This window comes from Clostridium estertheticum (assembly GCF_026650985.1).
GTDB lineage: Bacteria > Bacillota > Clostridia > Clostridiales > Clostridiaceae > Clostridium_AD > Clostridium_AD estertheticum_C.
Window position 1 is genome coordinate 3,224,358 of the sequence record NZ_CP086239.1, and the last position, 24,222, is coordinate 3,248,579.

Genomic DNA, 24,222 nt, shown 5'->3' on the forward strand with positions numbered 1-24,222 from the left:
ATTCCTATTTAGCTAAGTAATATCAGTCTTTAAATAATATGTAATACACATTATTATTCCAATTATAAAAGTTGAAATTGCAAGCATTATGCTTACACTTGGCAATGGAATTGAATTATTTATTATCATTATATCTTGCCTATAAATATTAGTTTTGAAAGAATTGTTCATTATTTGTATAGGATAAGTAATTGCCAGGTATTCTATAATTCCTGACTTAATCTGGGGTACACACATATTAAATACGGTTATAATCCCCCCATAAACCATTGGCAAAATAATATTTCTACTTACTTGTGCTATAAAAATAGCAATTGGCAAAATTGCATATTGGGCAAATAAAATGTAAAGATTCATTTTTAAATGATCTATGATTATGCTCTTTGTAAGCGCTTCATGAGGAAGTAATAATCCTGCCAAAACAGTAAATAAAAGCTGCAAAATCATAATACATGATATCATTGTTATTATAGTTAAAAACTTTGATATAAATATTTTTGTCCTGGTAATAGAGTAGGAGAATAAGGTCTGGGCAGTATTATAAGAGAATTCTCTTGTGTAAATATATGAAGAAATAAATACATACATAGGTAGATTAATCAATGCTGTTGAGCTTGTTTCTTCTTGAAAAAGATACATATCCCAGATTATTAAATTATACTCAGCATGCCATTTTATATATAACAATATCGGGGGAAGCAAAATTATTATAGCTATGGTTAAAAACAAATATGATTTCTTTAATTTTAAAAATTCACAATAAATAAGATTAAACATTACCCTCTCCCCCTGTTAGCCTTACAAAATAATCTTCTAGATTGTCCACACTAAGCTGCATCTCATGCAGTTCCAGATCATTGTTAATGAATAGTTTAGCTATTTGTGCCCCCTTATCAAGGCTTTCATATATTCTTAGAACATTTTTTTCTAATACATCAAAATCCTTAATATTAAGTTTGTTTTCAAGCAAGAAACAAGCTTTTTTATCATCACTTACTTTTACCCTAAGATATTTTCTGTTTCTTCTCTGAAGTTCCCTATAGTCTATTTCTTCAAGTAGTTTCCCCCTATGAATAACTCCTATCTTTGTTGCTAGATATTCAATCTCACTTAAAATATGGCTTGATATAATAATAGTTATACCCTTTTTATTTTTTAGTTCTAACAGTATCTCCCTAATATCTCTTATGCCAAGGGGATCTAACCCATTAGTTGGTTCATCTAAAACAAGTAGTTCTGGCTTATGCAGTATCGCTCTTGATATGCCAAGTCTTTGCTTCATGCCTAGGGAGTAACTTTTAACCTTTTTATTTTTAATTTCATCATAATTTAGTCCCACTATTTCCAAGGCTTCCTTTATATACTCTATATTTTCTATACCCGCCATTCTTCTATGTATCTCTAAATTTTCCTCTGCAGTTAAATTTGGATAGAATCCAGGATACTCTATTAATGAACCTATTTTTTTATATATTTTCTTTGAATAATTATTCTGTCCAAAAAGCTCAACCTCCCCTTCTGAAATTCTTATAAGTCCCATAAGCATCCTTAAAGTTGTAGTTTTTCCCGCACCATTCTGTCCTAAAAATCCATATATCTCCCCCTTTTCTATATTAATATTTAAATTATCCACTACGGACACTCCCTTGTATTTTTTAGTTAAATTATGCGTTCTTATTACATATTCCACAAAATCACCTCATTAAATATTAAAAGGACTATGCTTTAATAATAAACCATAATCCTTAACTCTCATTAACACACTTCTTACACGTTTCTTAACTTTTTAATAATAAATCTTACGGAATATTCCTAAGTGTTATCTTAAACGTTGTTTTTTCATAGGGCTTACTACTAACTTCAATGGTTCCACCATGCTTTTCTACTAGTTTTTTTACTATAGTTAAACCCAGACCACTACCTGTTTGTCTATTATTTCTTGATTTATCCACTGAATATAAGCGCTTAAAAATATATGGTATTTCCTCCTGGGGTATTCCTCTACCCCTATCCCATATTTTCAAAACTACGCTATTCATTTCCCCCTCTAAACTCACTCCAATTACTTTTCCCTCTGCTCCATACCTTAGAGCATTAGCTATTAGATTTTGCAACACTCTATAAATAGCCACTTCATCAGCTCGGATAAATATATCCACACTTGAAATGTCTATTACTAATTCAATACCATTAATTTCAAAATCCTTTAAAAATGATAATATACACTGTCTCATAATTTCACTGATATTAACTCTTTTAAAAGTTAGTACAACATCACTAGAGTCAAACTTCGATAAACTAAAAAATTCTTCAATTAGCCCCCTTAAGATTTCTCCCTTTGTACTTATTATCTCTAAATATTCCATGCTTTCTTTATCATTTAAGCTATTATCCTCTCTTAGCATTTCAATATATCCTAGCATAGTTGTGAGTGGGGTCCTAAAATCATGGGATATATTTGATATCATCTTTTTCCTATCGTCTTCATATTGTTTGTTCAATGAAACTATTTTTTGGAATTCATCTATAAGCTTATTCAAATCAATAATTAAATCTTTAACCCTAGGATTATAATCATAAATCCTAATCCTTTCATTAAAATTTCCATCAATAACTTCTTTTATATTATCTGAAATACTATGTATTTTTATATTTTGAAATACTATAACTAAAGCTAGAATAATTGTTGTTAGCACAAATATGTATATCATTTTAAACTCCCCAACCTATACCCTATTCCCCAGACAGTCTCTATATATTTGGGCTTGTCAGGGTTGTCTTCAATTTTATTTCTTAATCTCCTGATATGAACCATCACAGTATTATCATCTCCCAAATATTCTTCTCTCCATACAGAACTGAATATTTGGGCCTTCGTAAACACTTTATTAGGATTTTTAAAAAATAACTTTAATAGCTCATATTCCTTTGCCCTAAGATTAATTGTTTTGTCTTTTTTTATAGCTGTATAATTATCTAAATCAAACTTTATTTCTCCATACTCTATGGTATTCCCCATAATATCATTGCTTGAACTATAGTACATATATCTTCTAAGCAGAGCCTTCACTCTTGCAATAAGCTCTGCTATTGCAAAAGGCTTTACTAAATAATCATCTGCGCCAAGCCCTAAACCTATGATTCTATCACTCTCTTCGGCTTTTGCAGATACCATAAGTATAGGTACCATACTTTTCATTCGAATCCTTCTCATAACCTCTATTCCGTCGATTTTGGGAAGCATTATATCTAAAATAAATAATTTGCAATTTTCTTTATCCCAAACATTAAGTGCCTCTTGTCCATCAAATGCACATGAAACTCCATAACCTTCTTTAGTCAAAGCTTTTTTTATCATATTACTTATGTCCTTATCATCCTCAACTATTAAAATTTTAATATCTTCCATAGTAAGCCACCTCTTTAATTTTCTAACCGAGCAATTTGAATTAAATCATCTCCTGCGGAGCTACAATATTCAACTGTTATATTTGTAATTATATACTTAATTGGTAACAATTTAAATAATATAAAATTTAATGTGTCTAAAGTGGTAGAACCACATATAACAATCAAAACTATATAAAATCAAAAATACTCTACCACTAATTATAATGGTATAATTTATTATATGTATGCGCGGGAGACCTATTCCCTAATACAGTAGATGCAAGGAGGGGAATGAAATTAAAAATAGTGATTTGATTTATAAAACTTATTTACAGATTTTAAAAGAAGAACTAGTACCTGCAATGGGATGTACTGAACCAATTTCAATTGCATATGCATCGGCAAAAGCTAAAGAAGTATTAGGTCATACGCCTGATAGAACTATTGTAGAAGTGAGCGGCAACATTATTAAAAATGTTAAAAGTGTTATAGTTCCTAATACAGGTCATTTAAAAGGAATAGCTGCTGCAACAGCCGCTGGTATTATAGCAGGTAAATCTGAAAAGAAACTAGAAGTTATTTCAGATGTATCTAATGAAGATAAAGAAAGGATTAAAGAATACTTATCTATTTTTCCTATAGAAGTTAAACTTATAGATACGCCATTTATATTTGATATACAGATAACTGTATTTTATAAAGAAACATATGTAAAAGTAAGAATTGTAAACTATCATACCAATATTGTTTTAATTGAAAAGAATGATGAGACACTTTATCACAGAGAAGCAACATCATCAAAAGAAGAAGGTCTTAGTGGTAAACAATTACTAAACGTAAAAGATATTGTTGATTTTGCAGATTCTGTGGATATAAAAGATATAGAAGATATTATTGGTAGACAGATTGAATATAATTCAAAAATAGCAGAAGAAGGATTAAAAAATAGTTACGGTGCCAATATAGGAAGTGTTCTAATTTCGACATATGGCTCTGATGTTAAAGTAAGAGCAAAGGCGAAAGCAGCTGCAGGGTCAGATGCCAGGATGAATGGATGTGAACTACCTGTCATTATCGTTTCAGGTAGTGGTAATCAGGGAATGACAGCTTCACTTCCCGTCATTGAATATGGTAGTGAATTAAAGGTTCCAAAGGAAAAACTTTATAGAGCTTTGGTTATTTCAAATTTAGTTACAATACATCAAAAGACTGGTATAGGAAGACTTTCAGCTTATTGTGGCGCTGTTTGTGCAGGCGCTGGTAGTGGAGCAGGTATAACTTACTTATACGGGGGCGGGTATAGAGATATTTCTCATACAATTGTTAATGCATTATCAATAGTTTCCGGAATAATTTGTGATGGTGCCAAAGCATCCTGTGCGGCTAAAATTGCTACATCTGTAGATGCTGGAATTCTAGGCTATCATATGTTTAAAGAAGGGCAACAGTTTAAGGGTGGCGATGGTATTGTGAAAAAAGGTATTGAGGCTACTATATCAAATGTAGGTAAACTTGCAAAAGAAGGAATGAAAGAAACCGACAAGGAAATCATCAAAATTATGATGGAAGATTAAAAGGTAGAGACTTTTTTTAGTCTCTACCTTTTAGTTTAAATTTTTCTTTTTACATACTTACTTATATTATAGTTGTTACTTAATACTCCAGAAATATTTCCATCAGAATCTACCGCTATAACTTTTAAAGTTTTGGTAGAATTTATCTTAATATATCCCCTATAAGGTGTACTTTTAGTTGTTGGAGTACTACCATCTAAAGTATAAAATGCCCTCAACGGTTGTGAATACCTAGCATAAAGTTGAACCATTATGCTTCTATTATATGAACCTGAAGCAATACTAGCTATCGGCGTAGGTATTAATGTAGGCAATATAGGTGTTGTTACAGTAACCGGTACCGTAACAGGTGTAATAACAGAGGTTGTACTACTTATACCTTGTATTAAACCATATCCATATAAGGAATCTCTACCTACTATTCCAATATCTGCCACATTAGTATCTAGTAATTGCCTTAACTGAATGTTGGTATATTGTGGATATTTTTGTTTTAAAATGGCCAAATCTCCCGCTACAAAAGGTGTCGCCATAGATGTACCACTCATTTCTTCATATCCACCATTTAAGTAAGTACTCATTATATTAACCCCTGGTGCACTTACTTCTACCTTATTTCCAGTTGACGAAAAATATGCTCTAGTATTTGTAGAATCCACTGCACCAACTGCAATAACTGAATCATAATTAGCAGGGTATTCAACATTAGTCCCGGTTCCCTTAACATTTCCATCATTACCAGCTGCTGCCACTATCAGTATTCCAGCTTTATAAGCTGTATCAACAGCATTTTGGAGAGTAACATCTGACTCATCTGATCCTAAACTCATAGATATGATATCCATTTTATTTTCTATAGCCCAATCTATACCAGATATTATGTCTGAAGTATAACCACTACCTGTTGAGTCAAGTGCTTTTACAGCATATATTGACGCATCCGGTGCTACTCCTTTAACTCCACCATTTAATCCTTGGCCAGCAATAATTCCTGTTACAACTGTACCATGTCCATTATCATCAGCATATGATGTTGTCTTTGAACCATTTATTACATTAGTCCCACCAGCAACTGTCAAATCAGTATGCGCAGCTACTCCTGAATCTATAATTCCAATTTTCACTCCTTTACCTGTTAATCCAGACTGAAAGGAGGCCGCTGCATTTATATCACTTATACCCCAATTTGTGTAGGTAGTTGACGACATATTAACCACTTTATCCTCTTCAACGTAGGCTACATTTGAATCTTTTTTTAAACTTGCAAGACTTTGAGTAGTCATATCAGCTACCACTGCATTGATATGCTTAAATTGATGTTTTAATTTCCCACTATGCTTAGCTAAAGTTTGGCTTTCATTAATGCTGCTTGTCTTGAATTTAACTATGTATCTTTTCGTACCACTCTGCACTGTGGTCGCCGCAAAAACTGTCCCACATGTTAATATAATAAATAATGTAGACGTTAAAAACATTGTAAATAACTTTTTTAAATTCACTCTACCCCACCCCTTCAATTTCATTTAACATATATATTACTAATAATACTTTATAAATGTCAAAGAAATATGTGAACATTATGTGATAATGTTCTGTAACACGCTCATTACTTTTAAGTCTCAATAGGCGGCTGAGAAAACGATGGAATTATAACCTTCGCTTTAAATAGATCTCCATCAATTTCAATACTAAGTCTCCCTCCTTGAAGCTCAATGATGCTTTTAGCAATTGAAAGTCCAAGTCCTGAGCCTTCAGTGTTTCTGGACTTATCGCCCCTAATAAATCTCTCAAATATTTCTTCATTATCAAAATCCATCTCATAAGATGAGATGTTTTTCATATTTATAATTATTTGATTATCCCGTTCAATTAAATCAATATATACTCTAGTTTTAGGAAGCGTGTATTTTAATATATTATTTATTAAGTTTTCAAATACTCTCCAAGTCCTTTTTCCATCTAAATTAGCATAAATCTTTCGCTTTGGAACTTTCACCTTAAATATTAAAGGTGAATTATTAATTTTATCGTGAAGTTCAGCTAATGATTGTTGCAAAAGTGCAGTTATATCTACTTTTTCTATATTAAGTTCCACTGCACCACTTGCCATCTTAGAAGCTTCAAATAAGTCATCTATTAGTATCTTAAGTCTCTGGGATTTCCTATCCAATACATCTATATACCCTTGTGATTCTTCTTTAGATAAACCTTCTTTTTTTAGAAAATCAACATAATTTATAATGGAAGTAAGTGGAGTTTTTAAATCATGAGATACATTAGTTATGAGTTCAGACTTAAGTCTTTCACTTTTTATCTCATTCTCAAGAGACTTTTTGAACCCAGCCTTCATATTATTTATATTGTTGGCAAGCTTAAAAAGATCTCCTCCCCCTTTTTCTACTATCGTATAATTAAGATTTCCTGAAACTATTTCTTCCGTTCCTTTTATAATACTTCTCAAAAATCTTATTTTATTAAAAGAATAAATGAATATAAATACCAAGTAACAAAGTATATACATCATCGGTATTATTATAATCCTAGAGGATAGCATGACGGTGATATATGCTCCAAATATCGCTACTCCAGCGAACATTGTAAGTATAATAATGCCTCTTTTAGATAATTGATAAAAAGCACATTTTTTTACTTGTTCTCTAAATTCTTCTCTATTTTTATATAACCTATATGCCATAATAATATTGGAAATAGAATAAACCGTATAAAATGCAATAATAGTAAGTGTGCAAAATTGTGCGTAATTATATGGCTTATAAAAAAACGGCACCTTATCTGTATATATAGTCATTATAAAAGAAAATATTATGAATATAAATATTCTCACATCTAATGGTATTTTGTTATACCTCTTTTTCAGTTTTTTAATAAAAGGTATCTGCTCTTTATTTTTCTTTAATATAAGAAAAAGCATGGTAATCCCTATAATAAATGCCACAAAGCCTATGATAATCTCTTTAATAATTCTTTGTCTCACAGAATTATAATAATTGTAATTTTCATATATATAACTCGTTTTATCTATATCCTTTGGAATAATGAAATATGCTTCTCCGCTAGTACCTACCCACTGATTTATTGTAAACATATCATTATTAATCTTTAAAGATTTATCCGGAAATTTCATACTATAAAATGCACTATTTTTTACATATAAATTTATATCTGAACTATTTACAATATTTGTATATATAACATTGTTTTTACCCTTTGTTATATAATATTTTATTATAGTTTTCCCCTCTACAGCTCTTTTAATATTTTCATAGTCTTGATTTTTATATAAAGCAATTTTCTTTTTCGCATTATCTAACGTTTTTTCATTTTCCTTTTTAAATTCATTAAGCTCCTTATCTTTTGCATCAGTTAATCTACTAATCTCAACATTATTACCTTTTTTCTCTGCTGCTAATAGATCATTTTTATACTTATTACTTAATTGATCTTCCTTAGTTCTCAAATTAGCATCATATGTTGTTTTTGATGGCATTATTTCTTCATTTGTAACTTTTTCGTCATCTGACTTGTGTGAATAGTCTTTATATATAACATTTAACGCTTCTATATTATTAAAATAACCAACTATTTCAGTCTTGAACTCTGAACTAGTAAAATAGGGCTCCATTCTTAAATAATTTTTATTTTTTATAATATCCATTACTGACAAGTTTGAAAGAGCCAACATATATGCGCCTATAATAAAGGCTATGACCCAATATTTATTTTTCGATTTTGTACCCAATCCCCCACACCACCTTTAAGTATTTAGGTTCCTTTGGATTAATCTCTATCTTCTCTCTTATTCTCCTTATATGAACTGACACAGTATTTTCTCCATTATAAAATGTTTCTTCCCAAACTCTCTCGTATATCTCTTCAATCGAAAACACCCGCCCTTTATTCTCCATTAAAAGTTCCAATATTCTATACTCTATGGGTGTAAGACTCATTTCTTTTTCATCCACCGTTACCATTTTCGAATTTTTATTTAATATAAGTCCTCGCACATTTATCTCATCATCGCATTCTTTATAATTACCAAGGTTTGTATATCTTCTAAGTCCAGATTTAACTCTTGCTATAAGTTCCATTGGATTAAACGGTTTTGTAATGTAATCATCCGCACCTATATTAAGACCTAGTATTTTGTCTGTATCTTCAGATTTAGCTGAAAGCATTATTATTGGAATATTTTTATTTTCCCTGATTTTAAAGGTAGCCTTAATTCCATCCATTCTAGGCATCATTATATCCATTAATATAAGGTGAATTTCTTCTTCTTTCAAAACCTCCAAGGCCTCTATACCATCCACCGCTTGAAACACTTTTATCCCTTCATTTTTCAAATATATCTCAATAGCTTCCCTTATTTCATATTCATCATCTACAATTAAAACATTAAATTTAGTCATGCCAATCACCCCATTATTTATATTATATATGTTAATAAGAGAACTTTACAACTAAGCCTTTCTCATAAAAAATGCAAAAGGATCCTTAGCTAAACCATTAGATTTAACCGTAATGTTTATATTCCGAATGTGATAAATTTTACCCTTATAATCTTTTGCTTGATTATCACATATATATGCATAATCATAACTTCCTTCTTTTACCCATTTCATAAATACATAAGTATGAGTTGGAAAACCACTTTGCTGTCCATTAGCATCTGTAGTAAAGCATATATCCCCAGACATTAATTTTCTATAATCGCTTTGTTTTTTAAAACCTTTATCTGAAAGTAAAGATATCATTTGCTCTGTATTACTTGTTTCTAACGGCACGCTAAAATTGTTTTTTCTTAAAACTTCAGATAAAAAATAAACACAGGTATTTTTTGAACTACCCTTATTTAATTTTACGGATGTATTATAAACATCTGTCCGCTTCCCTTTATCTTGTAGAAAATCATATATATTTTCGTTTAAGTGTGGATATTCATTTTGTATAATATTATTTTTTAAAAATATTACTCCTATACTCGTAAAAACTATAATAAGAAAAATGAGCATAACTTTTTTCATTTGGTGTTTCCCCCTTCAATATCGGTAACTATAACCAATTATACAATATACTTTTTACAAAATACCTATCATAATTCTTACAAATTTATTAAGAAAATGCAGATACCTCTCTTTATGGTAACAGATTTTTATAACAAATTAGCCTTAATTATAAAAACCCATATAAAGTAACTTTTAGTTACCTCATATGGGTTCTACTTAAATGCCTAAAAATGTATGATGGGACTACATTTAAGCAGTTAATGACTTATTTTATATATATTTATAATTTCATGATTGATTTTTTATCTAAAGAATTTAAAGCTTCTGGAGTATGTGTTGATAAATAAACAGTAGCATTCTTTTTAATAAATTCTCTTACCTTTGCTAAGCTTTCAAAAGCTAAATCCTTATTTTCAAATACCACTGATAACTCATTTCTTCTTAGTGCCTCATCTGTATAAGTTATATCTCCATGAATCATATAATATAATTTATTGTCTTCTACAACAACTATTGAAGTTCCTTCGGTATGACCAGGGGCAGGTAACATAACAATTCCATCTGCTATTTTCTTACTGCTTTCGAAATTATGATATTTACCATCTTCAAACTTAACTTTAATTATATTTTCACCATCTAATTTCATGTCGTTTGCTTCTGTTTCAGATATATATATTTTTGAGTTATTAAATAATCTTATTTCACCAGAATGATCAGGATGCTTATGAGTAATTACAACCTTGTCTATGTCACTAGGTTTATATCCAACATTTTTTAGGGCAGTTACAAAATCAGCAACTTTTTCACCCATATATAACATTTGATTAGGTGTTCGTTCAAATGGTGCGGTTTCAACTGGTAATCCTGTATCTACCAAAATAATTTCTTTCCCTGTGTCTATTAAATAATTTTGTAAACTAGCTGGGTATATTTTATTTGAGTCCACATCTTCTTTCTTCATAGATCCACCTAAAGCAAAGGCTTCTCTCATTTCTCCATTTTTATAAAATTCTAAAGCTACAATTTTCATTATTAATTTCCCCTTTTTATATTGTAAAATCCAATATTATTTTGTACTGCTAATAAATTTTCTTGTTGGCTACTCAGCTTTTTTCCCCACTCATTTATAATTACTAATGCAGGTAGCAAATCATGACAGGTATCTGTTAAAGAGTACTCTACATGAGGTGGAATTTTATTATACTCTATTCTATCTACAAGGCCATGCTCGTGCAAAGCCTTTAAAGAACGTGTTAACATAATATTAGTGATTCCAGGTATCCTTCGTTTAAGTTCATTATATCTAACGCTTTTTTCAGAGGATAATTCCCATATAATAGCGATTCTCCACTTACCGCCAATAATCTCAAGTGCATGAACAACAGGACACTGCTTAGAATAAATATGTGGTGTTTTCTTTAGTTCATCTTTCATAAATGATGCCTCCAAATTCAGGGCACAAAAATGTGCGTACTTGATATTGTGTTCCTTAGTAAGATATAATAACAACATAACATATAAAGGGTTATATGTAAATGAAATAGTGAAATAGGAGCGTGTTATTTTTGAAAAAATTATTTACCGAATTTAATATTAAAAATATAAAAATGAAAAATCGTATTTGTGTTCCTCCGATGGTTGTTGGATTCAGACCTGATGGATATGTAGCAATTGAAAATGTAGAACGTTATGAAAAGTTAGCTAAAGGTGGAGCAGGACTTATAATTCAAGAGGCTACCTGTGTTAATAATGATGGAAAATTATCTGGAAATCAACTTGGAATATGGGAAGATGCTCAAATTGAAGGACTAAAAAGAATAGTAGATGTAGTTCATGAAGAAAACTGTCCAATATTTCTTCAAATTCATCATGCAGGAGTTGTTGGAATATCAAACAATCCAATGTGTCCAAGTCCATATGAATATAAAAATTATGTTGGAAATATAGTTGTTGGACGCGTTATGACTAGTGAAGATATAAAATCTATACAAAATGATTTTATAAAAGCTGCAGGAAGAGCTTACAAAGCAGGATATGATGGTATTGAACTTCATGGATGTCATGCCTATTTAATAAGCCAATTTTTAGATAAAAAAGTAAATACACGAACTGATAAATATGGCACTAACCCTGAGAAATTTGTGATAGAAATTTTAGATGAAATTAGAAAAACAACGCCTAAAGAGTTTGTTGTCGGAATCCGTTTGGGAGGATTTGAACCACTAATAGAAGATGGAATACATTACGCTAAAATATTAGAAAAAAGCGGAATAGATTTCCTTGATATTTCTTATGGATTTATGAGTGAACAAGAAATGCACGTAAATAAAGATTATAAATACTCTAATGCTGTTTATGCAGCCCAGAAAATTAAAGAAGTAGTTTCAATCCCAGTATTTGCAGTTGATGGAATTAATTCAGCTGAAATTGCAGAGCAAATATTAACTGATACAAATGTAGACATTGTAGATATTGCTAGGGGCTTTCTTATAAATCCTAATTGGGCAAATGATGCCAAGGAAGGAAAAGATACCGGCAAATGTTTGAAATGTGCAAAATGTATGTGGTTTGGTCAATCTAAGGTTTGTGCAGGTAAGGTTATATTTGAGAAAAATAATAAATAATCTCAATCTGGATATATTCAGTCTTAATTATAAACATTAATACAAAATATATCTTATAATAAGCTTTAGGATTGTCATCCTAAAGCTTATTATAATTTTTCTATTATTAATCTAGCCGTCTCCTAAGCTTTTTTCATCTCTACAATAATAAAATGTGAAAGTACTTCTGCCTTTATCTTTATATCCTCTTCAATAATTTCCATGGCATCTCTTTCATTTAGAATAATTCCATTAATATTTGATTTTCCTTCTATTTGAACTAAATAGACTTGCCTATCTGCTTTTACACAATAATCAATTACATTTCTCTCATCTAATTCTAATGTAAATATATTTATATCCTGGTTTACTTTTACAACTGCGTCACCTTGATTACTTGATACCATATGAAGCCATTTATTTTTTCTATCATTCCATTCAAATTTGTATTCACCATAATTGGGTTTATGTCCTTCTTTATCAGGCAATATCCATATTTGAAGAAATCTCGCTACCTCTTCTCCTAAATTATGCTCACTGTGATAAACTCCTGTACCTGCGCTCATATATTGCACATCACCACGTTTCAAATTACCTTTATTACCCATACTATCACCGTGAGTTAACTCTCCTTTAACAACATAGGATATAATCTCCATATTTTGATGAGGATGTGTATCAAATCCAGTATTAGGATTAATTAAATCATCATTTATCACTCTTAATACTCCAAATCCCATGTTATTTGGGTTATAATACTCTGCAAATGAAAAGTGAAATTTGCTCCTTAACCACCCTAAATTACTTGACCCCATTTTTCCGCTTTCTAATTTTCTTAACATTGTAAAATCTCCTTTCAGTTTATTACTAATTAGTACTATTTAATCGAAATTATGGTGTATATATTTATACACCTGATAATTTTTTCAATAAACTTATTAAATTTATCTTTTCCTCTGATGTTAAGTTACTGAAAATTCCATTTATATTTTTTACATGTTTTGGGAATATATCACTTATGAGACTTCTTCCTTCCTCAGTAATACTTATCAAATTAACTCGTCGATCTTTTGGATCAGAACATCTCTTAACAAGATTTACCTTAGCTAAATTATCTATAACAACAGTCATATTTCCACCTGTTGAAAGAATCTTATCCATTATTTCACTAATTCTTAAATCTCCTTTATGATATAATATCTCAAGCACTGCAAACTGAGAAACTGTTAACCCTCCCTCTTTGATAGTTTTATATTCTTTTTTATGAACATCATGAGTACATCTACTTAATGCTATTAATGCCTTTAAATTTAAATCTACAAATTCACCATAAGTATTTTTTTCTTTATCCATATTTATAATATACTACTAACTAGTAATATCGTCAATCTTTTTTGATTATAATAATAAATATAATTAATTGTTTATTGACAAATTATTTATAATATTGTATATTTCATTACAACATAAATAACAAATTTGATGACGAGAAAGAGTACATTTTAGTACCAAAAGCATATAAAGCAGCAATAACCCATATAAGTTTTCCTCTTTTTAAATTAATAATTTCATATTTAATTAGAGCATTAATTTTCCTCAATGTGCTCACCTATCCTTTTTTCATACTTAGTAAAAGAATATCATATCACCCATCAACTGTCAATCACCTTATAAATATGTTATATTATATGCTAATAGTATGTTTTATTGCTTTTTTATACCCTATTCATTTTTAAGAGATTCAATATACTTATCTCCCCAAATTCCAAACTGTTCTAATACTGGATCGAATGCTTTTCCTAAATCAGTTAGTGAATACTCAACCTTGGGTGGAATTTCCGAATAAACATGTCGACTAATCAATCCATAATCTTCTAACATTCTTAATTGTTTTGTTAGTGTAGACTGAGTGATATCACCTATTCCTCTTTGTAACTCGCCATACCGTAATGCTCCATCACTCAAATGATACAAAATTAATATTGACCATTTTCCAGAAAATATTTTTTGCGCTGTAAAATATGGGCATTTCCCCAAAAGACTATTTTTACTCTCCAACATAGTTTCCTCCATAGTATCTTTTATATACTAACATCAATAAAAGATCGTACTTGTTATCTTAGATATACATGGTACTATTAGTGTGTAATCAATCTTAACATACATACATGAGAGGAGCAACAATTATGAATAAAGCATTAGAATTTTTACAAGAGAGTGGTATTTTTTACTTAGCAACTACCGAAGGCAACCAACCAAGAGTTAGACCATTTGGTGCTGTCTTTGAATATGAAGGAAAATTATACATTGTCACAAACAATACAAAAAAATGTTTTAAACAAATGTTAGAAAATCCTAAAGTCGAGATGTCTGGCATGAATAAAAAAGGACAATGGATCCGTGTTACTGGAGAAGTTGCAAATGATGACAGACGTGAAGTAAAAGAATTGGCACTTCAAGCTGTTCCATCTTTAAAAACTATGTATAACATTGATGATGGAATTTTTGCAGTTTTATACTTTACAAAAGGAACAGCTACTATTTCTTCTTTTACAGCTCAGCCTGAAACATTCTCACTATATATATAAATCAATTCACCCGTAAGCCAGGTGTCTTTGTTATATAAAAAAGCTATTCCAATCTTTTAAAGGTTGAAATAGCTTTTTTATTTTTCTATTTTAATTTCATTACTATTTGTATCGAAGATTTCTCCATTGTCTAAATGAATTAATTTAGTTGATAATTTTTTTGACCTAATTTTATCATTTAACTCATTTATGGCTATTGTAGAATTAGTAAATTGAAACCTTTGAATAATATCTTGATGCATTGGTATTAAAAATCTTGGATTTAACTCTCTTAAACATAATAATGCACCTCTTTCTCCCATAGTCATTGGAGGTAGATAATGTGTTATAGGCAACATTGCAATATTAATTGTATACTTTTCAGATATATATTTCATAAATTTTCCATAATAAGTATCGCCAGCAAAATATAATGTTAAATCTTCTGACTTAATGATATATCCAACCGCTGGACATATGTGATTAGCCCGTACAACAGTTATTGAAAAATCGCCAACAGCAAATTTATCACCTATCCAAACTGGCTTACTCCTAAATATTAGTGGTTTTAATGACCACTTTGGAGCATATATATTACATCTATCTTTAAATTTGCTCAAAAACTTAATATCCATATGGTCAAAATGATCATGACTAAGTAAAATTGCATCTAGGTGCTTAATATCTTTATAATAATTGGAAACATTAGTAGTTCTTTTATATAATAGATTCCCAAAATTATTGAAATATGGATCAAACAATATTTGTGAATTTTTACTTGATAACAATATTGTACAGTTCCCCAATAATTGTATTTTCACATTTTTCCTCCTAATACAGTTTTTTTAATCTCAATTTAATTATATATCGTTTTGTTCGCATCTGGAACAGATAATATAAAATCTATTCATTACATTTTAAGCACCTGTTAATACAATATAATAAACTATCTAGCATTTATTACGATATAATCATTGGCGTGATTATTTATGTTATTATCTAAATAATTATTTCATTTGATACATTCTAAAATATAGCATAGGGAGGATTACATATGAATATTTCTAGTTCATTAAATACAAGTCCTGCTTCTAAGGATAATATAGCGAAAACTGAAAAATCAAATAATATAAAGAAAAATAGAAATTCATCTTTGGGAGGAATTAATAAAAATAAAATATTGGACCAACTAATGAAGCAAAAACAAAATTTAATAGACAGTAAAAATGATCTTGTAGATCGATCTTTAAAAAGTGATGAGAGCATATCTTCAATAAAAGATAAATTGGAAAACATCGATAGTCAAATAAAAAAAATTGATGCACAAATAAGTAAAATTCAGATGGAAGATCAGCGCAAGCTTCTTGATACCGATGAGAAAAATAAGGAAACTAAAAAAACGAAAGAAAAATCAAAGACTCATTCTTCTAATAATACAAAAACAGATGTTGTTTGTGATCAGATGGGCAGCCTATTAAACCTTTCAGGAAATCTAGCAAAAATCCAAGTTCTATCTTCTGAAAAAAAGTCTATGACGGGAGAAACAAAAGTTTTGGAAAGTGAAATAAAGCTAGATATAGGTAGAGGACTAAATCCCATTGCCAAAAAAAAACAAGTTGCAAAATTAGCGGATCAAATGGATAATATTTCTAAAAACATTGGAAACAACTTAAATACCATAAACAATGGCCTTAAGGATATTAGAGTAAAACCCACCTTTAATGAGGCAATTGATAAAAATCAACAAAATAAAAGCACTGTTAATACAAAAGGTGAAGATAAATTATCACCACAGCAGCAACAAATTGTTAAAAATATTCAGTATTATAATGATAATATGCCTGAGAATGCCAGCAAGGATGGCCAGAATGTAGACGCTACAGCTTAAAAATGATTCATGTTATAATAAATGCTGAGGTGGTTCTATGTTGAAAATAGCTGTTTGTGAAGATGATCAAAATCAAAGACAAGACTTGGTGAAAATGCTTGAAAGAAATCTAAATAAAGAGCAATATGACATATCTGAATTTAGTAACGGAGAAGAATTACTGCTTAGTATAAAAAAATTTAATATGTACTTTTTAGATATCCAAATGAATGGGCTTACTGGAATAGAAGTTGCTAAAAAAATTAGGTCTATAAATGAAATTTCAGTTATTATATTTATAACAGGTTTTAAAGGCTATGTATTTGAGGCATTTGACGTAAGAGCTTTTCATTATATTTTAAAACCAGTTCAAGAAGAAAAGTTTAAAGAAATTTTACGTTCTGCTTTAACACAGTTTGAGAAGAATGATAAATTTATTATTACAAGAATTATGGGTAATCTAAATAAGATTTTTATTAAAGATATACTGTACATAGAATCAGAACAAAGAAAATTAAAGGTGCATACCTCCTGTAATATAATTGAATATTATTATAAAATATCTGACATGGAACATGAACTGCAAGGATCCGATTTTTTTAGATGTCATAAGAGTTATATTGTGAATTTAAGATATGTTCAAAGCTTTGATAGTAGCTCCATTACTTTAAGAAACTGTGAAAAAATTTATTTATCAAAATATAAATCAGCTGATTTCTCCAGGAAATTTATGTACTATTTAAAAAATGAGGAGCAGTAACCATGGAAAAGCAGCAAATATTTCAAATAGCTAATCTTTTATCTATATACTGTGTCCTACCTTTGCAATATGTAGTTGAATACTACTTTTATAAGAATTTTTTAGGATTTAAAAATAAAGCTTGGAAATTTATCTTGGGTTTTGCATTTATAACGGCAATAGATTTTTTTATTATGAAACTTCAGGGATTGATATGGAGAATACTTATATATAATGTAGTTTGGTTTATTATTATTTATATTTTATGTAATGGTGATTTTTTCATAAAGCTTTATGCTGTTCTTGTAAAGGATACTATACTATTACTAATTAGCTTAAGTTTCTTAACTTTTGATTTCGGATTGATTCCTATGGTAAGTAATATGAATATATTATTTCGTGAAAATGTGATACTCTATTTCACAAAAAATGTGGTCACTGATAGCATACGCTATATAGTGCTCTTTCTATTTTTAAAAAACATTTGTAAGTTCTTAAATTTAAAAGAAAAGTCAATAAATGTATATCAAAGTTTATATTTACTCATTCCCTGCTTAGCAAGTTATAGCTTAGCAATTATTTTTTTTATGATTCAAACTATTAAAATTGGAGATAAACAATATTATTTACCTTACCTGTTTCCTAAAATTTATTATGCGTTGCCCTTTGTAAGCTTTACATTGCTATTTTCTATAGTAATTACTGCTTATACCTTTAAAAAAATGCTAGAAGGAGAAGATGAAAAACAAAGAAATATGATTATGGAACAACAATTTAAGCTGCAGTTAGAACATAGCAAAAATATAGCACAATTTTATAGTGGCATAAGCAGTGTAATCCATGATTTAAACAATCATCTTGCTTGTTTAAAATCTTTGACTGAAGACAACAATATTGAAGAAATAAAAAAATATCTGGATAATATAGGTAATACTGTAAGTAAATTAGATTTTAAAATTAAGACAGGCAATTCTATATCTGATGCAGTAATAAATGAAAAATACAATATTGCACAAGGGGAAGGAATAGAATTTATATGTGATTTTATACTTCCTACGGAAAGCTTGTTTCAACCTATAGATTTATGTGTGATTTTAGGTAACTCTTTAGATAATGCAATAGAGGCTTGCAGAAAAATCACAGATAATAATATCGATAAAGTAATTGCGGTTAAATCTTATATTAGAGGTATGTACTTGATTATTGAAGTTTCAAATACTACTACTGGTAAACTTCAATATAGTGAAAACCAAATTACTAGTACTAAACTAGATAAATGTAATCATGGTATTGGAATTTCTAATATAAAAATGGCTATTAAAAAATATGATGGAATTATGGACATAGTACTAGAAAAGAATAAATTCAGTATGAATGTTATGATAAAGATAAAAGGAGATTAAGATCTTCTCTTATACAATCTTTTGCAAGAGTCACCTTCCACGAGTTCAAATACCATTTTCTTCGCCAAAGTCAAAGGTTCTAGCAGTTTTGCTAGAGCCTGTTTAATATAATTTTTTGAATATATAGTGTAGTATTGCAATAATTTGTATACTATTTATCTAAAGCAAATTCAACTGCAGAGATAGCATGTATTGTTGTTGTATCAAAAACCGGTATATTAACATCTTCTTGCTTTATTAATAAAAGTATTTCTGTACAGCCAAGCACTACTCCCTCAGCGCCCTTTAATGCTAAATTATTTATAATATTTATATATTCTTCTTTTAAGTCCTCATTTATAAAACATTTGAAACTATTATATGCTAAACCTATAATAATTCATTACAGACATTTCTTCAAAGCCACAAACTTTGTATAAATTAAGTGCAGTGTCGTTTTTAGACTCCACATCCAATTCTACATCATTTATGTTTTCTTCATTAATTATACGTAAAACTTCTTTTAAAGCTTGTTTTCCATAACCCTTACCTCTAAAATTTGGCAATATTCCAAAGCCACATACAAAGGCTGAATTATCGCTATATTCTATTCTAATTTTACCTATAATGGCTTTATTTAATTCAACCATATATGTTGTCATATTTATGATCTCCTCTTCTTCTGGAAAACTTTCACCCTCTTCTGAACCATAGAAAAACATTGCATTTTGTCTCGCTATTTCCTTTTTGTCTGCTTTCTCAGCTTTTCTTAAACTGATTGAATTTATGTTTTCTAAAACAGTTTTGTTAAGTAGCTTCATTCTATACTCTGAAAAGTCATATTTTCCAAATACAGCCTTTATAAAAAAGGTTCCCGATGTTGATTTACCATCTGATAATAAAAATATATTTTTAAAGTTTCTTTTCTGGCACTCCTCCGTTGCAAGTTTAAAAAGCTTTGTAAATAACCCTTTTCTACGAAAGTCTGGATGAGTCATACCATTAATTTCACCATTATTACCTCCAAAGCTTGAAATACCAAGGTAGGCCACTAAAACATCTTCTACATAATATAAATATTCATTGATTTTCTTTAAACCTATATAATCATCTTTGGCTACACTTACCTTATAATCTAATTCTAATTTTAAATTGGTTTTGTCTTTCAAACTACAAAGTATTTCGAGTTGATTTATTTCCTTATATTCCCTTTCTGATATGTATTGTTTTAAGCAAATAGTTTGATTTAATATTTTTTCTGACATTTTCTAATCTCCTTTTTATATGAATAATTTATTTATATTAATATATATCCAATTTTAAAATACCATATATGTTTTATAATTACAATTTATAATTTTCAATTAATTGACTAATATTAATGCCAGTACTATTATTAGTATTAGTTATATTAATAATATGTTGTCAAATGTAAAATTGAATTTATTAAAACCAAAGCATATTATGATTATGAATTTGAACTGTCAATAAAAAAAGTTTTTATCTAAAAAGGGAGATATTAATGAGTAGCTTATCTGTAGTTAGAAGAAATTTAGGTAATACTTTTCCAGCACTTAAGGAAAAAAACTTTAGATATTTTTGGACCGGACAGTGCATATCTCTACTCGGCACTTGGGTGCAGCGAACAGCTCAGCAATGGTTAGTATATAGTATTACAAAATCCCCATTATTATTAGGACTTTTAGGTGTGGCCCAATTTACCCCAGTTCTTTTCTTCTCTCTATTTGCAGGTGTGTTTATAGATAGATTTAACAAGAAAAAAGTGCTTATATTTACTCAAAGCATTTTGATGATGTTAGCCTTTACACTATCCTTTCTAGTATGGAGTGGTAAAGTACACTATTGGCACGTACTTGTTATTGCAATCATAATGGGTTTTGTAAATACGCTAGATATGCCTACAAGACAATCTTTTATACCAGAATTGGTTGAAAAGAAAAACATAATAAATGCCATTGGACTAAATTCATCTGTATTTAATATGGCAAGAATTATAGGACCCGCAATTGCAGGCTATTTAATGGTACGTTTTGGAACCGCACTATGCTTCTTTTTTAATGGTTTAAGCTTTATAGCTGTAATTATAGGTATCCTTTTGATTAAACCAACTCGTTCATATATAAGAAAACAAAGTGGTAACATATTTTTAGGCATATTTGAGGGTTTAAAATATATTATATCAAATAAAACAATTTTAGCAGCAGTGTTATCCATGTTTGCAGTAGGAACCTTCTCTATGAATTCCGATGTTATTATTCCTGTCTTTTCTACAATAGTTCTTCATCAAGGAGCTGGTGGATATAGTACTCTTTTATCAGTAATGGGAGTAGGTTCTCTTATCGCAGCTTTAACCGTTATAACTACTACTAGAAAAGGTCCAAATAAGAAATTACTCTATGGCAGTTCAATATTAGTTTGTTTGTCTCAAACTGTTTTGCTGTTTACACATTCTTACTTAATGTCTTCGCTAATGCTCGCATTAGTAGGATTTTTTACCGTAGCTTTTTCAACTTCAGTAAATTCAACAATTCAATTAAACACAAGTGATGATTACAGAGGTAGAGTAATGAGCGTTTATTCCTTGGCTAATAATGGAACCACCCCTCTTGGAAATCTTTTTGCAGGCACCATTACAGAAAAATTTGGACCTAATTTAGGATTTTTCGGTTGTGGTTTCGTGGCACTAGTTTTGATGGTTACAGTACTTGGGTCATTGAAAATCAACATATTTTCAAATGCAAAAGATAGAAAATAAAAAAGATTTTACCCTAATTTTTATCATAACAATTTCTTAAATTATCAACAATATTTTTGTCTATGTCACAACAAATACTCTTGTCATCAATTAAATAAACCATACTTGAAGCCAAAAAACTGGCTGAAAACCTCTCTCCATTTGAATATATTATTATAACACCAAAGCCAATTCCATCACGTAGTTCCACATCTGACTTGGTAATTTTCAAACTATTAATTAAATCAATTAGATTATCTCTATCTGATTGATTTTTAATTTCTTTTTCCTCGCCTTTCATATTTCTTACTTTAAAACTGGTGATATTATTTTTATCAATGTGACCAAATTTATTATGTTGTTTATTTTGGTTCTGGTTTTGTTTTTGATTATTATATACCACCATTAATATAGATAGAGAAATTAAACATATAAGAAATAATATGCATTTTTTATGTTTTTTTAAACTAATCATAATTATTACTCCTTTAAAATATATTTATCAAAAAAACATAACTATATTACAGCACCATAATCTACAAATGTTTTCTAAATTGTAGTTTGTTTTTTATACTATATTATATCATAATTTCAATTATAAGTTATTTTATTCAAAAATTTCTTTCTTAAACCTAATGTTTGATCTTTTAATTTCGATAACTATAATATGATTTGTTTTTTTAGATCTTATTTAAAGGGGGAAAATATAAAATGATTATTGGAAATGTAAAAAATCCATATATAAATAATATTAGTAACCAACAACTTCAAAAGGTAGTGAATAACAATAATATTATTACTAATGCCAAAAATTCAAGTTCTGAAGAAATTATGAAACAAAAAATAAGGAATATGAATAGTCAATTTGCACTTAGTCAAAATTCAGAACAACAAATAGAAATTGGAATGTCAACTTTACAAGAAAAAGAGGTAGGATTAGACAATATAAAAGATATAGGCAACCAACTCAAAGAACTGTCAAAGCAATATACAAGTTCTGATCTGAGTGAAAATGATAAGTCAAAAATTGAAAAACAAGCAGAGGAATTATTAAATAATTTAGGCAGTCTTATGAATCAAAAAGAAGAAAATAATGTATTAGGAGATAAGACAATTAAGCTAACTGGATCTGATGGTAAAACTAGTGTTATATTATCTAAGAGTCTTAATATAACACTTGAATTTGGAAAATTAGATGACACTAAACCAAATAATACAGACAAAACAAATAATGATAAGCATTTTTCAATCAATGTTAGTGTATCAACTTTACTTAAGAACCCTTCTATAATTGAAGAAAGAATATTAAATCCAGTGCAAAAATCTATAGAAAAAGTAGATGATGCAAAATCAATTGCATATAGTAATTTTATAAAAGAGTACTCATCAGCAACAAGTTCAATAGATGATTTGTTTAAAATAGGTGGAATAAGTGCATATACAAAAGATTCAAAAATGTTACAACAGGAATCAATTTATATTAGGATGTCTGCATTATACTCTCACCCTTTAAACAAATAAACAAAAATTTCGAAAAATTATTATTCATAGGACTTTCTACCTTCCCACCTATTAAACCAGATAATGCTAGCAATTATCAGCATAATTGTGATTACGAATACAAATGGAAGGTGTCTTCCATAGAGCCACATAAGAACTTGTGATGGAGCTAATCCTATAGGAAGTTGTATCCCAGGCATAAGGCTTTCTGGGATAATCGAAAGGCGTGTGGACCATGTCCAAGGAATAAACTTCCATATCTTATCACCTACTACAGTTGCACCCATAATTGCAGCAATTAAAAAGCCTGCTCCACCTAACGCAATTGAAACTCCCATTCCAAATGCAAAACTTAAAAATAGGTAAAATACATACAAAAATAGGCAACCAATAACCGTTAGCAATGAACCTTGAAAAAACAAACTATATTGAATGTTTTCTATATGCAAAATAAATCTCATCCCAAGTAAAAACATAGAAGTAGAAAGAAAAATGGAAATAGTGGTCATAAACTCAAGTAAAAAAAGTTTGCTAAGATAACTTGTTGTTCTTGGAACAGTTGAACTTAGGATTATGCTAAAATTTCCTGCACCTTCTTCCTGCATACCAATAAGCCCTGAAATTAAACCTACCAAAAGGGGGAGAAAAACTGAAATCACCTTAAAAAATCCATCATACATTATATATTGTGTTTTATTGTTTGAAAAATATAATAACATTAAAATAGAATAAGTTATGGGTATGGAAATAAAAATAAGTCTAATTGCAGTCCGCTTTGTTTTCATCCAATCAGCAGAGATACATTTAAATATATTCAA

General features: G+C 29.3%; 25 protein-coding genes and 1 pseudogene. 8 read left to right on the forward strand and 18 right to left on the reverse strand.

The features are described 5' to 3' along the window. Window positions 1–12: 12 nt before the first annotated feature. From LL038_RS15445 to LL038_RS15460, 4 genes are all read right to left on the reverse strand, one after another. Window positions 13–777: an ABC transporter permease gene (locus tag LL038_RS15445; RefSeq protein WP_216123298.1), complete on the reverse strand. Its 765-nt coding sequence runs from the start codon at window positions 775–777 to the stop codon at window positions 13–15. Then, the gene (locus LL038_RS15450) at window positions 770–1,690 is read right to left on the reverse strand and encodes an ABC transporter ATP-binding protein (RefSeq protein WP_216123299.1); all 921 of its coding nucleotides are present in this window, start codon (window positions 1,688–1,690) and stop codon (window positions 770–772) included. Before LL038_RS15450 ends, LL038_RS15445 begins: the two co-directional genes overlap by 8 nt. Before the next feature lie 109 nt (window positions 1,691–1,799). After that, the gene (locus LL038_RS15455; RefSeq protein WP_216123300.1) at window positions 1,800–2,711 is read right to left on the reverse strand and encodes a sensor histidine kinase; all 912 of its coding nucleotides are present in this window, start codon (window positions 2,709–2,711) and stop codon (window positions 1,800–1,802) included. Then, complete coding sequence (locus tag LL038_RS15460) at window positions 2,708–3,409, reverse strand: response regulator transcription factor (RefSeq protein ID WP_171296014.1); 702 nt, start codon at window positions 3,407–3,409, stop codon at window positions 2,708–2,710. The genes LL038_RS15455 and LL038_RS15460 overlap by 4 nt, the downstream gene beginning before the upstream one ends. A gap of 277 nt (window positions 3,410–3,686) precedes the next feature. On the opposite strand from LL038_RS15460, the gene LL038_RS15465 reads away from it, so the two are divergent. After that, on the forward strand, window positions 3,687–4,964 hold the full coding sequence (locus LL038_RS15465; protein WP_309245064.1) for a serine dehydratase subunit alpha family protein: 1,278 nt from the start codon (window positions 3,687–3,689) through the stop codon (window positions 4,962–4,964). 35 nt (window positions 4,965–4,999) lie between these two features. Here LL038_RS15465 and LL038_RS15470 read toward each other — a convergent pair whose 3' ends face one another. The 6 genes from LL038_RS15470 to LL038_RS15495 form a co-directional block, all read right to left on the reverse strand. Next, window positions 5,000–6,463: a S8 family serine peptidase gene (locus tag LL038_RS15470; RefSeq protein ID WP_216172265.1), complete on the reverse strand. Its 1,464-nt coding sequence runs from the start codon at window positions 6,461–6,463 to the stop codon at window positions 5,000–5,002. A gap of 113 nt (window positions 6,464–6,576) precedes the next feature. Beyond that, window positions 6,577–8,724 (reverse strand): HAMP domain-containing sensor histidine kinase, encoded by a 2,148-nt coding sequence (locus tag LL038_RS15475; protein WP_309245060.1) that lies wholly within the window; start codon window positions 8,722–8,724, stop codon window positions 6,577–6,579. Next, complete coding sequence (locus tag LL038_RS15480) at window positions 8,702–9,394, reverse strand: response regulator transcription factor (protein ID WP_216123301.1); 693 nt, start codon at window positions 9,392–9,394, stop codon at window positions 8,702–8,704. The genes LL038_RS15475 and LL038_RS15480 overlap by 23 nt, the downstream gene beginning before the upstream one ends. Before the next feature lie 51 nt (window positions 9,395–9,445). Next, window positions 9,446–10,009 (reverse strand): hypothetical protein, encoded by a 564-nt coding sequence (locus LL038_RS15485; protein WP_216123302.1) that lies wholly within the window; start codon window positions 10,007–10,009, stop codon window positions 9,446–9,448. 262 nt (window positions 10,010–10,271) lie between these two features. Further along, entirely contained in the window at window positions 10,272–11,021 is a 750-nt protein-coding gene (locus LL038_RS15490) for an MBL fold metallo-hydrolase (protein WP_216123303.1), read from the reverse strand. 2 nt (window positions 11,022–11,023) lie between these two features. After that, the gene (locus LL038_RS15495; protein WP_216123304.1) at window positions 11,024–11,425 is read right to left on the reverse strand and encodes a winged helix-turn-helix transcriptional regulator; all 402 of its coding nucleotides are present in this window, start codon (window positions 11,423–11,425) and stop codon (window positions 11,024–11,026) included. A gap of 122 nt (window positions 11,426–11,547) precedes the next feature. On the opposite strand from LL038_RS15495, the gene LL038_RS15500 reads away from it, so the two are divergent. Beyond that, the gene (locus LL038_RS15500) at window positions 11,548–12,615 is read left to right on the forward strand and encodes an NADH:flavin oxidoreductase (protein ID WP_375293010.1); all 1,068 of its coding nucleotides are present in this window, start codon (window positions 11,548–11,550) and stop codon (window positions 12,613–12,615) included. A gap of 122 nt (window positions 12,616–12,737) precedes the next feature. Here LL038_RS15500 and LL038_RS15505 read toward each other — a convergent pair whose 3' ends face one another. The 3 genes from LL038_RS15505 to LL038_RS15515 all read right to left on the reverse strand — a co-directional run bounded on the left by LL038_RS15505 (window position 12,738) and on the right by LL038_RS15515 (window position 14,652). Beyond that, the gene (locus tag LL038_RS15505; RefSeq protein WP_216123306.1) at window positions 12,738–13,436 is read right to left on the reverse strand and encodes a pirin family protein; all 699 of its coding nucleotides are present in this window, start codon (window positions 13,434–13,436) and stop codon (window positions 12,738–12,740) included. Window positions 13,437–13,500: 64 nt separating this feature from the next. Then, window positions 13,501–13,947 carry a MarR family winged helix-turn-helix transcriptional regulator gene (locus LL038_RS15510; protein WP_216123307.1) on the reverse strand — a complete coding sequence of 149 codons (447 nt, stop codon included), beginning with the start codon at window positions 13,945–13,947 and terminating at the stop codon, window positions 13,501–13,503. Window positions 13,948–14,316: 369 nt separating this feature from the next. After that, on the reverse strand, window positions 14,317–14,652 hold the full coding sequence (locus tag LL038_RS15515) for a winged helix-turn-helix transcriptional regulator (RefSeq protein ID WP_216123424.1): 336 nt from the start codon (window positions 14,650–14,652) through the stop codon (window positions 14,317–14,319). A gap of 128 nt (window positions 14,653–14,780) precedes the next feature. On the opposite strand from LL038_RS15515, the gene LL038_RS15520 reads away from it, so the two are divergent. Next, window positions 14,781–15,182 carry a pyridoxamine 5'-phosphate oxidase family protein gene (locus tag LL038_RS15520; RefSeq protein ID WP_216123308.1) on the forward strand — a complete coding sequence of 134 codons (402 nt, stop codon included), beginning with the start codon at window positions 14,781–14,783 and terminating at the stop codon, window positions 15,180–15,182. A 77-nt stretch (window positions 15,183–15,259) separates the two neighbouring features. On the opposite strand, the gene LL038_RS15525 is transcribed toward LL038_RS15520, so the two are convergent. Beyond that, window positions 15,260–15,982, reverse strand: a complete 723-nt coding sequence (locus LL038_RS15525) for an MBL fold metallo-hydrolase (protein WP_216123309.1) — start codon at window positions 15,980–15,982, stop codon at window positions 15,260–15,262. A gap of 233 nt (window positions 15,983–16,215) precedes the next feature. Here LL038_RS15525 and LL038_RS15530 point away from each other — a divergent pair, with 233 nt between their 5' ends. The 3 genes from LL038_RS15530 to LL038_RS15540 are packed head-to-tail and all read left to right on the forward strand — an operon-like array spanning window position 16,216 to window position 19,170. Next, a complete protein-coding gene (locus LL038_RS15530; RefSeq protein ID WP_216123310.1) occupies window positions 16,216–17,049 on the forward strand; it encodes a hypothetical protein in 834 nt (277 codons plus the stop codon). A 37-nt stretch (window positions 17,050–17,086) separates the two neighbouring features. Then, a complete protein-coding gene (locus LL038_RS15535) occupies window positions 17,087–17,788 on the forward strand; it encodes a LytR/AlgR family response regulator transcription factor (RefSeq protein WP_216123311.1) in 702 nt (233 codons plus the stop codon). Window positions 17,789–17,790: 2 nt separating this feature from the next. Then, complete coding sequence (locus tag LL038_RS15540; protein ID WP_216123312.1) at window positions 17,791–19,170, forward strand: sensor histidine kinase; 1,380 nt, start codon at window positions 17,791–17,793, stop codon at window positions 19,168–19,170. Window positions 19,171–19,321: 151 nt separating this feature from the next. On the opposite strand, the pseudogene LL038_RS15545 reads toward LL038_RS15540, so the two are convergent. Beyond that, window positions 19,322–19,519 (reverse strand): annotated as a pseudogene (locus LL038_RS15545) (aspartate/glutamate racemase family protein); the annotation flags it as partial. 7 nt (window positions 19,520–19,526) lie between these two features. Next, on the reverse strand, window positions 19,527–20,414 hold the full coding sequence (locus tag LL038_RS15550) for a GNAT family N-acetyltransferase (RefSeq protein WP_216123313.1): 888 nt from the start codon (window positions 20,412–20,414) through the stop codon (window positions 19,527–19,529). Window positions 20,415–20,671: 257 nt separating this feature from the next. On the opposite strand from LL038_RS15550, the gene LL038_RS15555 reads away from it, so the two are divergent. Then, complete coding sequence (locus tag LL038_RS15555; protein ID WP_216123314.1) at window positions 20,672–21,925, forward strand: MFS transporter; 1,254 nt, start codon at window positions 20,672–20,674, stop codon at window positions 21,923–21,925. Between the two features lie 13 nt (window positions 21,926–21,938). Here LL038_RS15555 and LL038_RS15560 read toward each other — a convergent pair whose 3' ends face one another. Then, entirely contained in the window at window positions 21,939–22,379 is a 441-nt protein-coding gene (locus LL038_RS15560; protein WP_216123315.1) for a hypothetical protein, read from the reverse strand. 236 nt (window positions 22,380–22,615) lie between these two features. Here LL038_RS15560 and LL038_RS15565 point away from each other — a divergent pair, with 236 nt between their 5' ends. Next, on the forward strand, window positions 22,616–23,425 hold the full coding sequence (locus tag LL038_RS15565) for a hypothetical protein (protein ID WP_216123316.1): 810 nt from the start codon (window positions 22,616–22,618) through the stop codon (window positions 23,423–23,425). Window positions 23,426–23,445: 20 nt separating this feature from the next. Here LL038_RS15565 and LL038_RS15570 read toward each other — a convergent pair whose 3' ends face one another. Further along, window positions 23,446–24,222: a lantibiotic immunity ABC transporter MutG family permease subunit gene (locus tag LL038_RS15570; RefSeq protein ID WP_216123317.1), complete on the reverse strand. Its 777-nt coding sequence runs from the start codon at window positions 24,220–24,222 to the stop codon at window positions 23,446–23,448.

Bases quoted from the DNA above. Each gene is read 5' to 3' on its own strand.
- LL038_RS15485 (WP_216123302.1), bottom strand. From the start codon at position 10,009: ATGAAAAAAGTTATGCTCATTTTTCTTATTATAGTTTTTACGAGTATA.
- LL038_RS15540 (WP_216123312.1), top strand. From the start codon at position 17,791: ATGGAAAAGCAGCAAATATTTCAAATAGCTAATCTTTTATCTATATAC.
- LL038_RS15555 (WP_216123314.1), top strand. From the start codon at position 20,672: ATGAGTAGCTTATCTGTAGTTAGAAGAAATTTAGGTAATACTTTTCCA.
- LL038_RS15560 (WP_216123315.1), bottom strand. From the start codon at position 22,379: ATGATTAGTTTAAAAAAACATAAAAAATGCATATTATTTCTTATATGT.
- LL038_RS15505 (WP_216123306.1), bottom strand. From the start codon at position 13,436: ATGTTAAGAAAATTAGAAAGCGGAAAAATGGGGTCAAGTAATTTAGGG.
- LL038_RS15530 (WP_216123310.1), top strand. From the start codon at position 16,216: ATGAATATTTCTAGTTCATTAAATACAAGTCCTGCTTCTAAGGATAAT.
- LL038_RS15490 (WP_216123303.1), bottom strand. From the start codon at position 11,021: ATGAAAATTGTAGCTTTAGAATTTTATAAAAATGGAGAAATGAGAGAA.
- LL038_RS15455 (WP_216123300.1), bottom strand. From the start codon at position 2,711: ATGATATACATATTTGTGCTAACAACAATTATTCTAGCTTTAGTTATA.
- LL038_RS15510 (WP_216123307.1), bottom strand. From the start codon at position 13,947: ATGGATAAAGAAAAAAATACTTATGGTGAATTTGTAGATTTAAATTTA.
- LL038_RS15445 (WP_216123298.1), bottom strand. From the start codon at position 777: ATGTTTAATCTTATTTATTGTGAATTTTTAAAATTAAAGAAATCATAT.
- LL038_RS15480 (WP_216123301.1), bottom strand. From the start codon at position 9,394: ATGACTAAATTTAATGTTTTAATTGTAGATGATGAATATGAAATAAGG.
- LL038_RS15460 (WP_171296014.1), bottom strand. From the start codon at position 3,409: ATGGAAGATATTAAAATTTTAATAGTTGAGGATGATAAGGACATAAGT.
- LL038_RS15550 (WP_216123313.1), bottom strand. From the start codon at position 20,414: ATGTCAGAAAAAATATTAAATCAAACTATTTGCTTAAAACAATACATA.
- LL038_RS15495 (WP_216123304.1), bottom strand. From the start codon at position 11,425: ATGAAAGATGAACTAAAGAAAACACCACATATTTATTCTAAGCAGTGT.
- LL038_RS15535 (WP_216123311.1), top strand. From the start codon at position 17,087: ATGTTGAAAATAGCTGTTTGTGAAGATGATCAAAATCAAAGACAAGAC.
- LL038_RS15520 (WP_216123308.1), top strand. From the start codon at position 14,781: ATGAATAAAGCATTAGAATTTTTACAAGAGAGTGGTATTTTTTACTTA.
- LL038_RS15565 (WP_216123316.1), top strand. From the start codon at position 22,616: ATGATTATTGGAAATGTAAAAAATCCATATATAAATAATATTAGTAAC.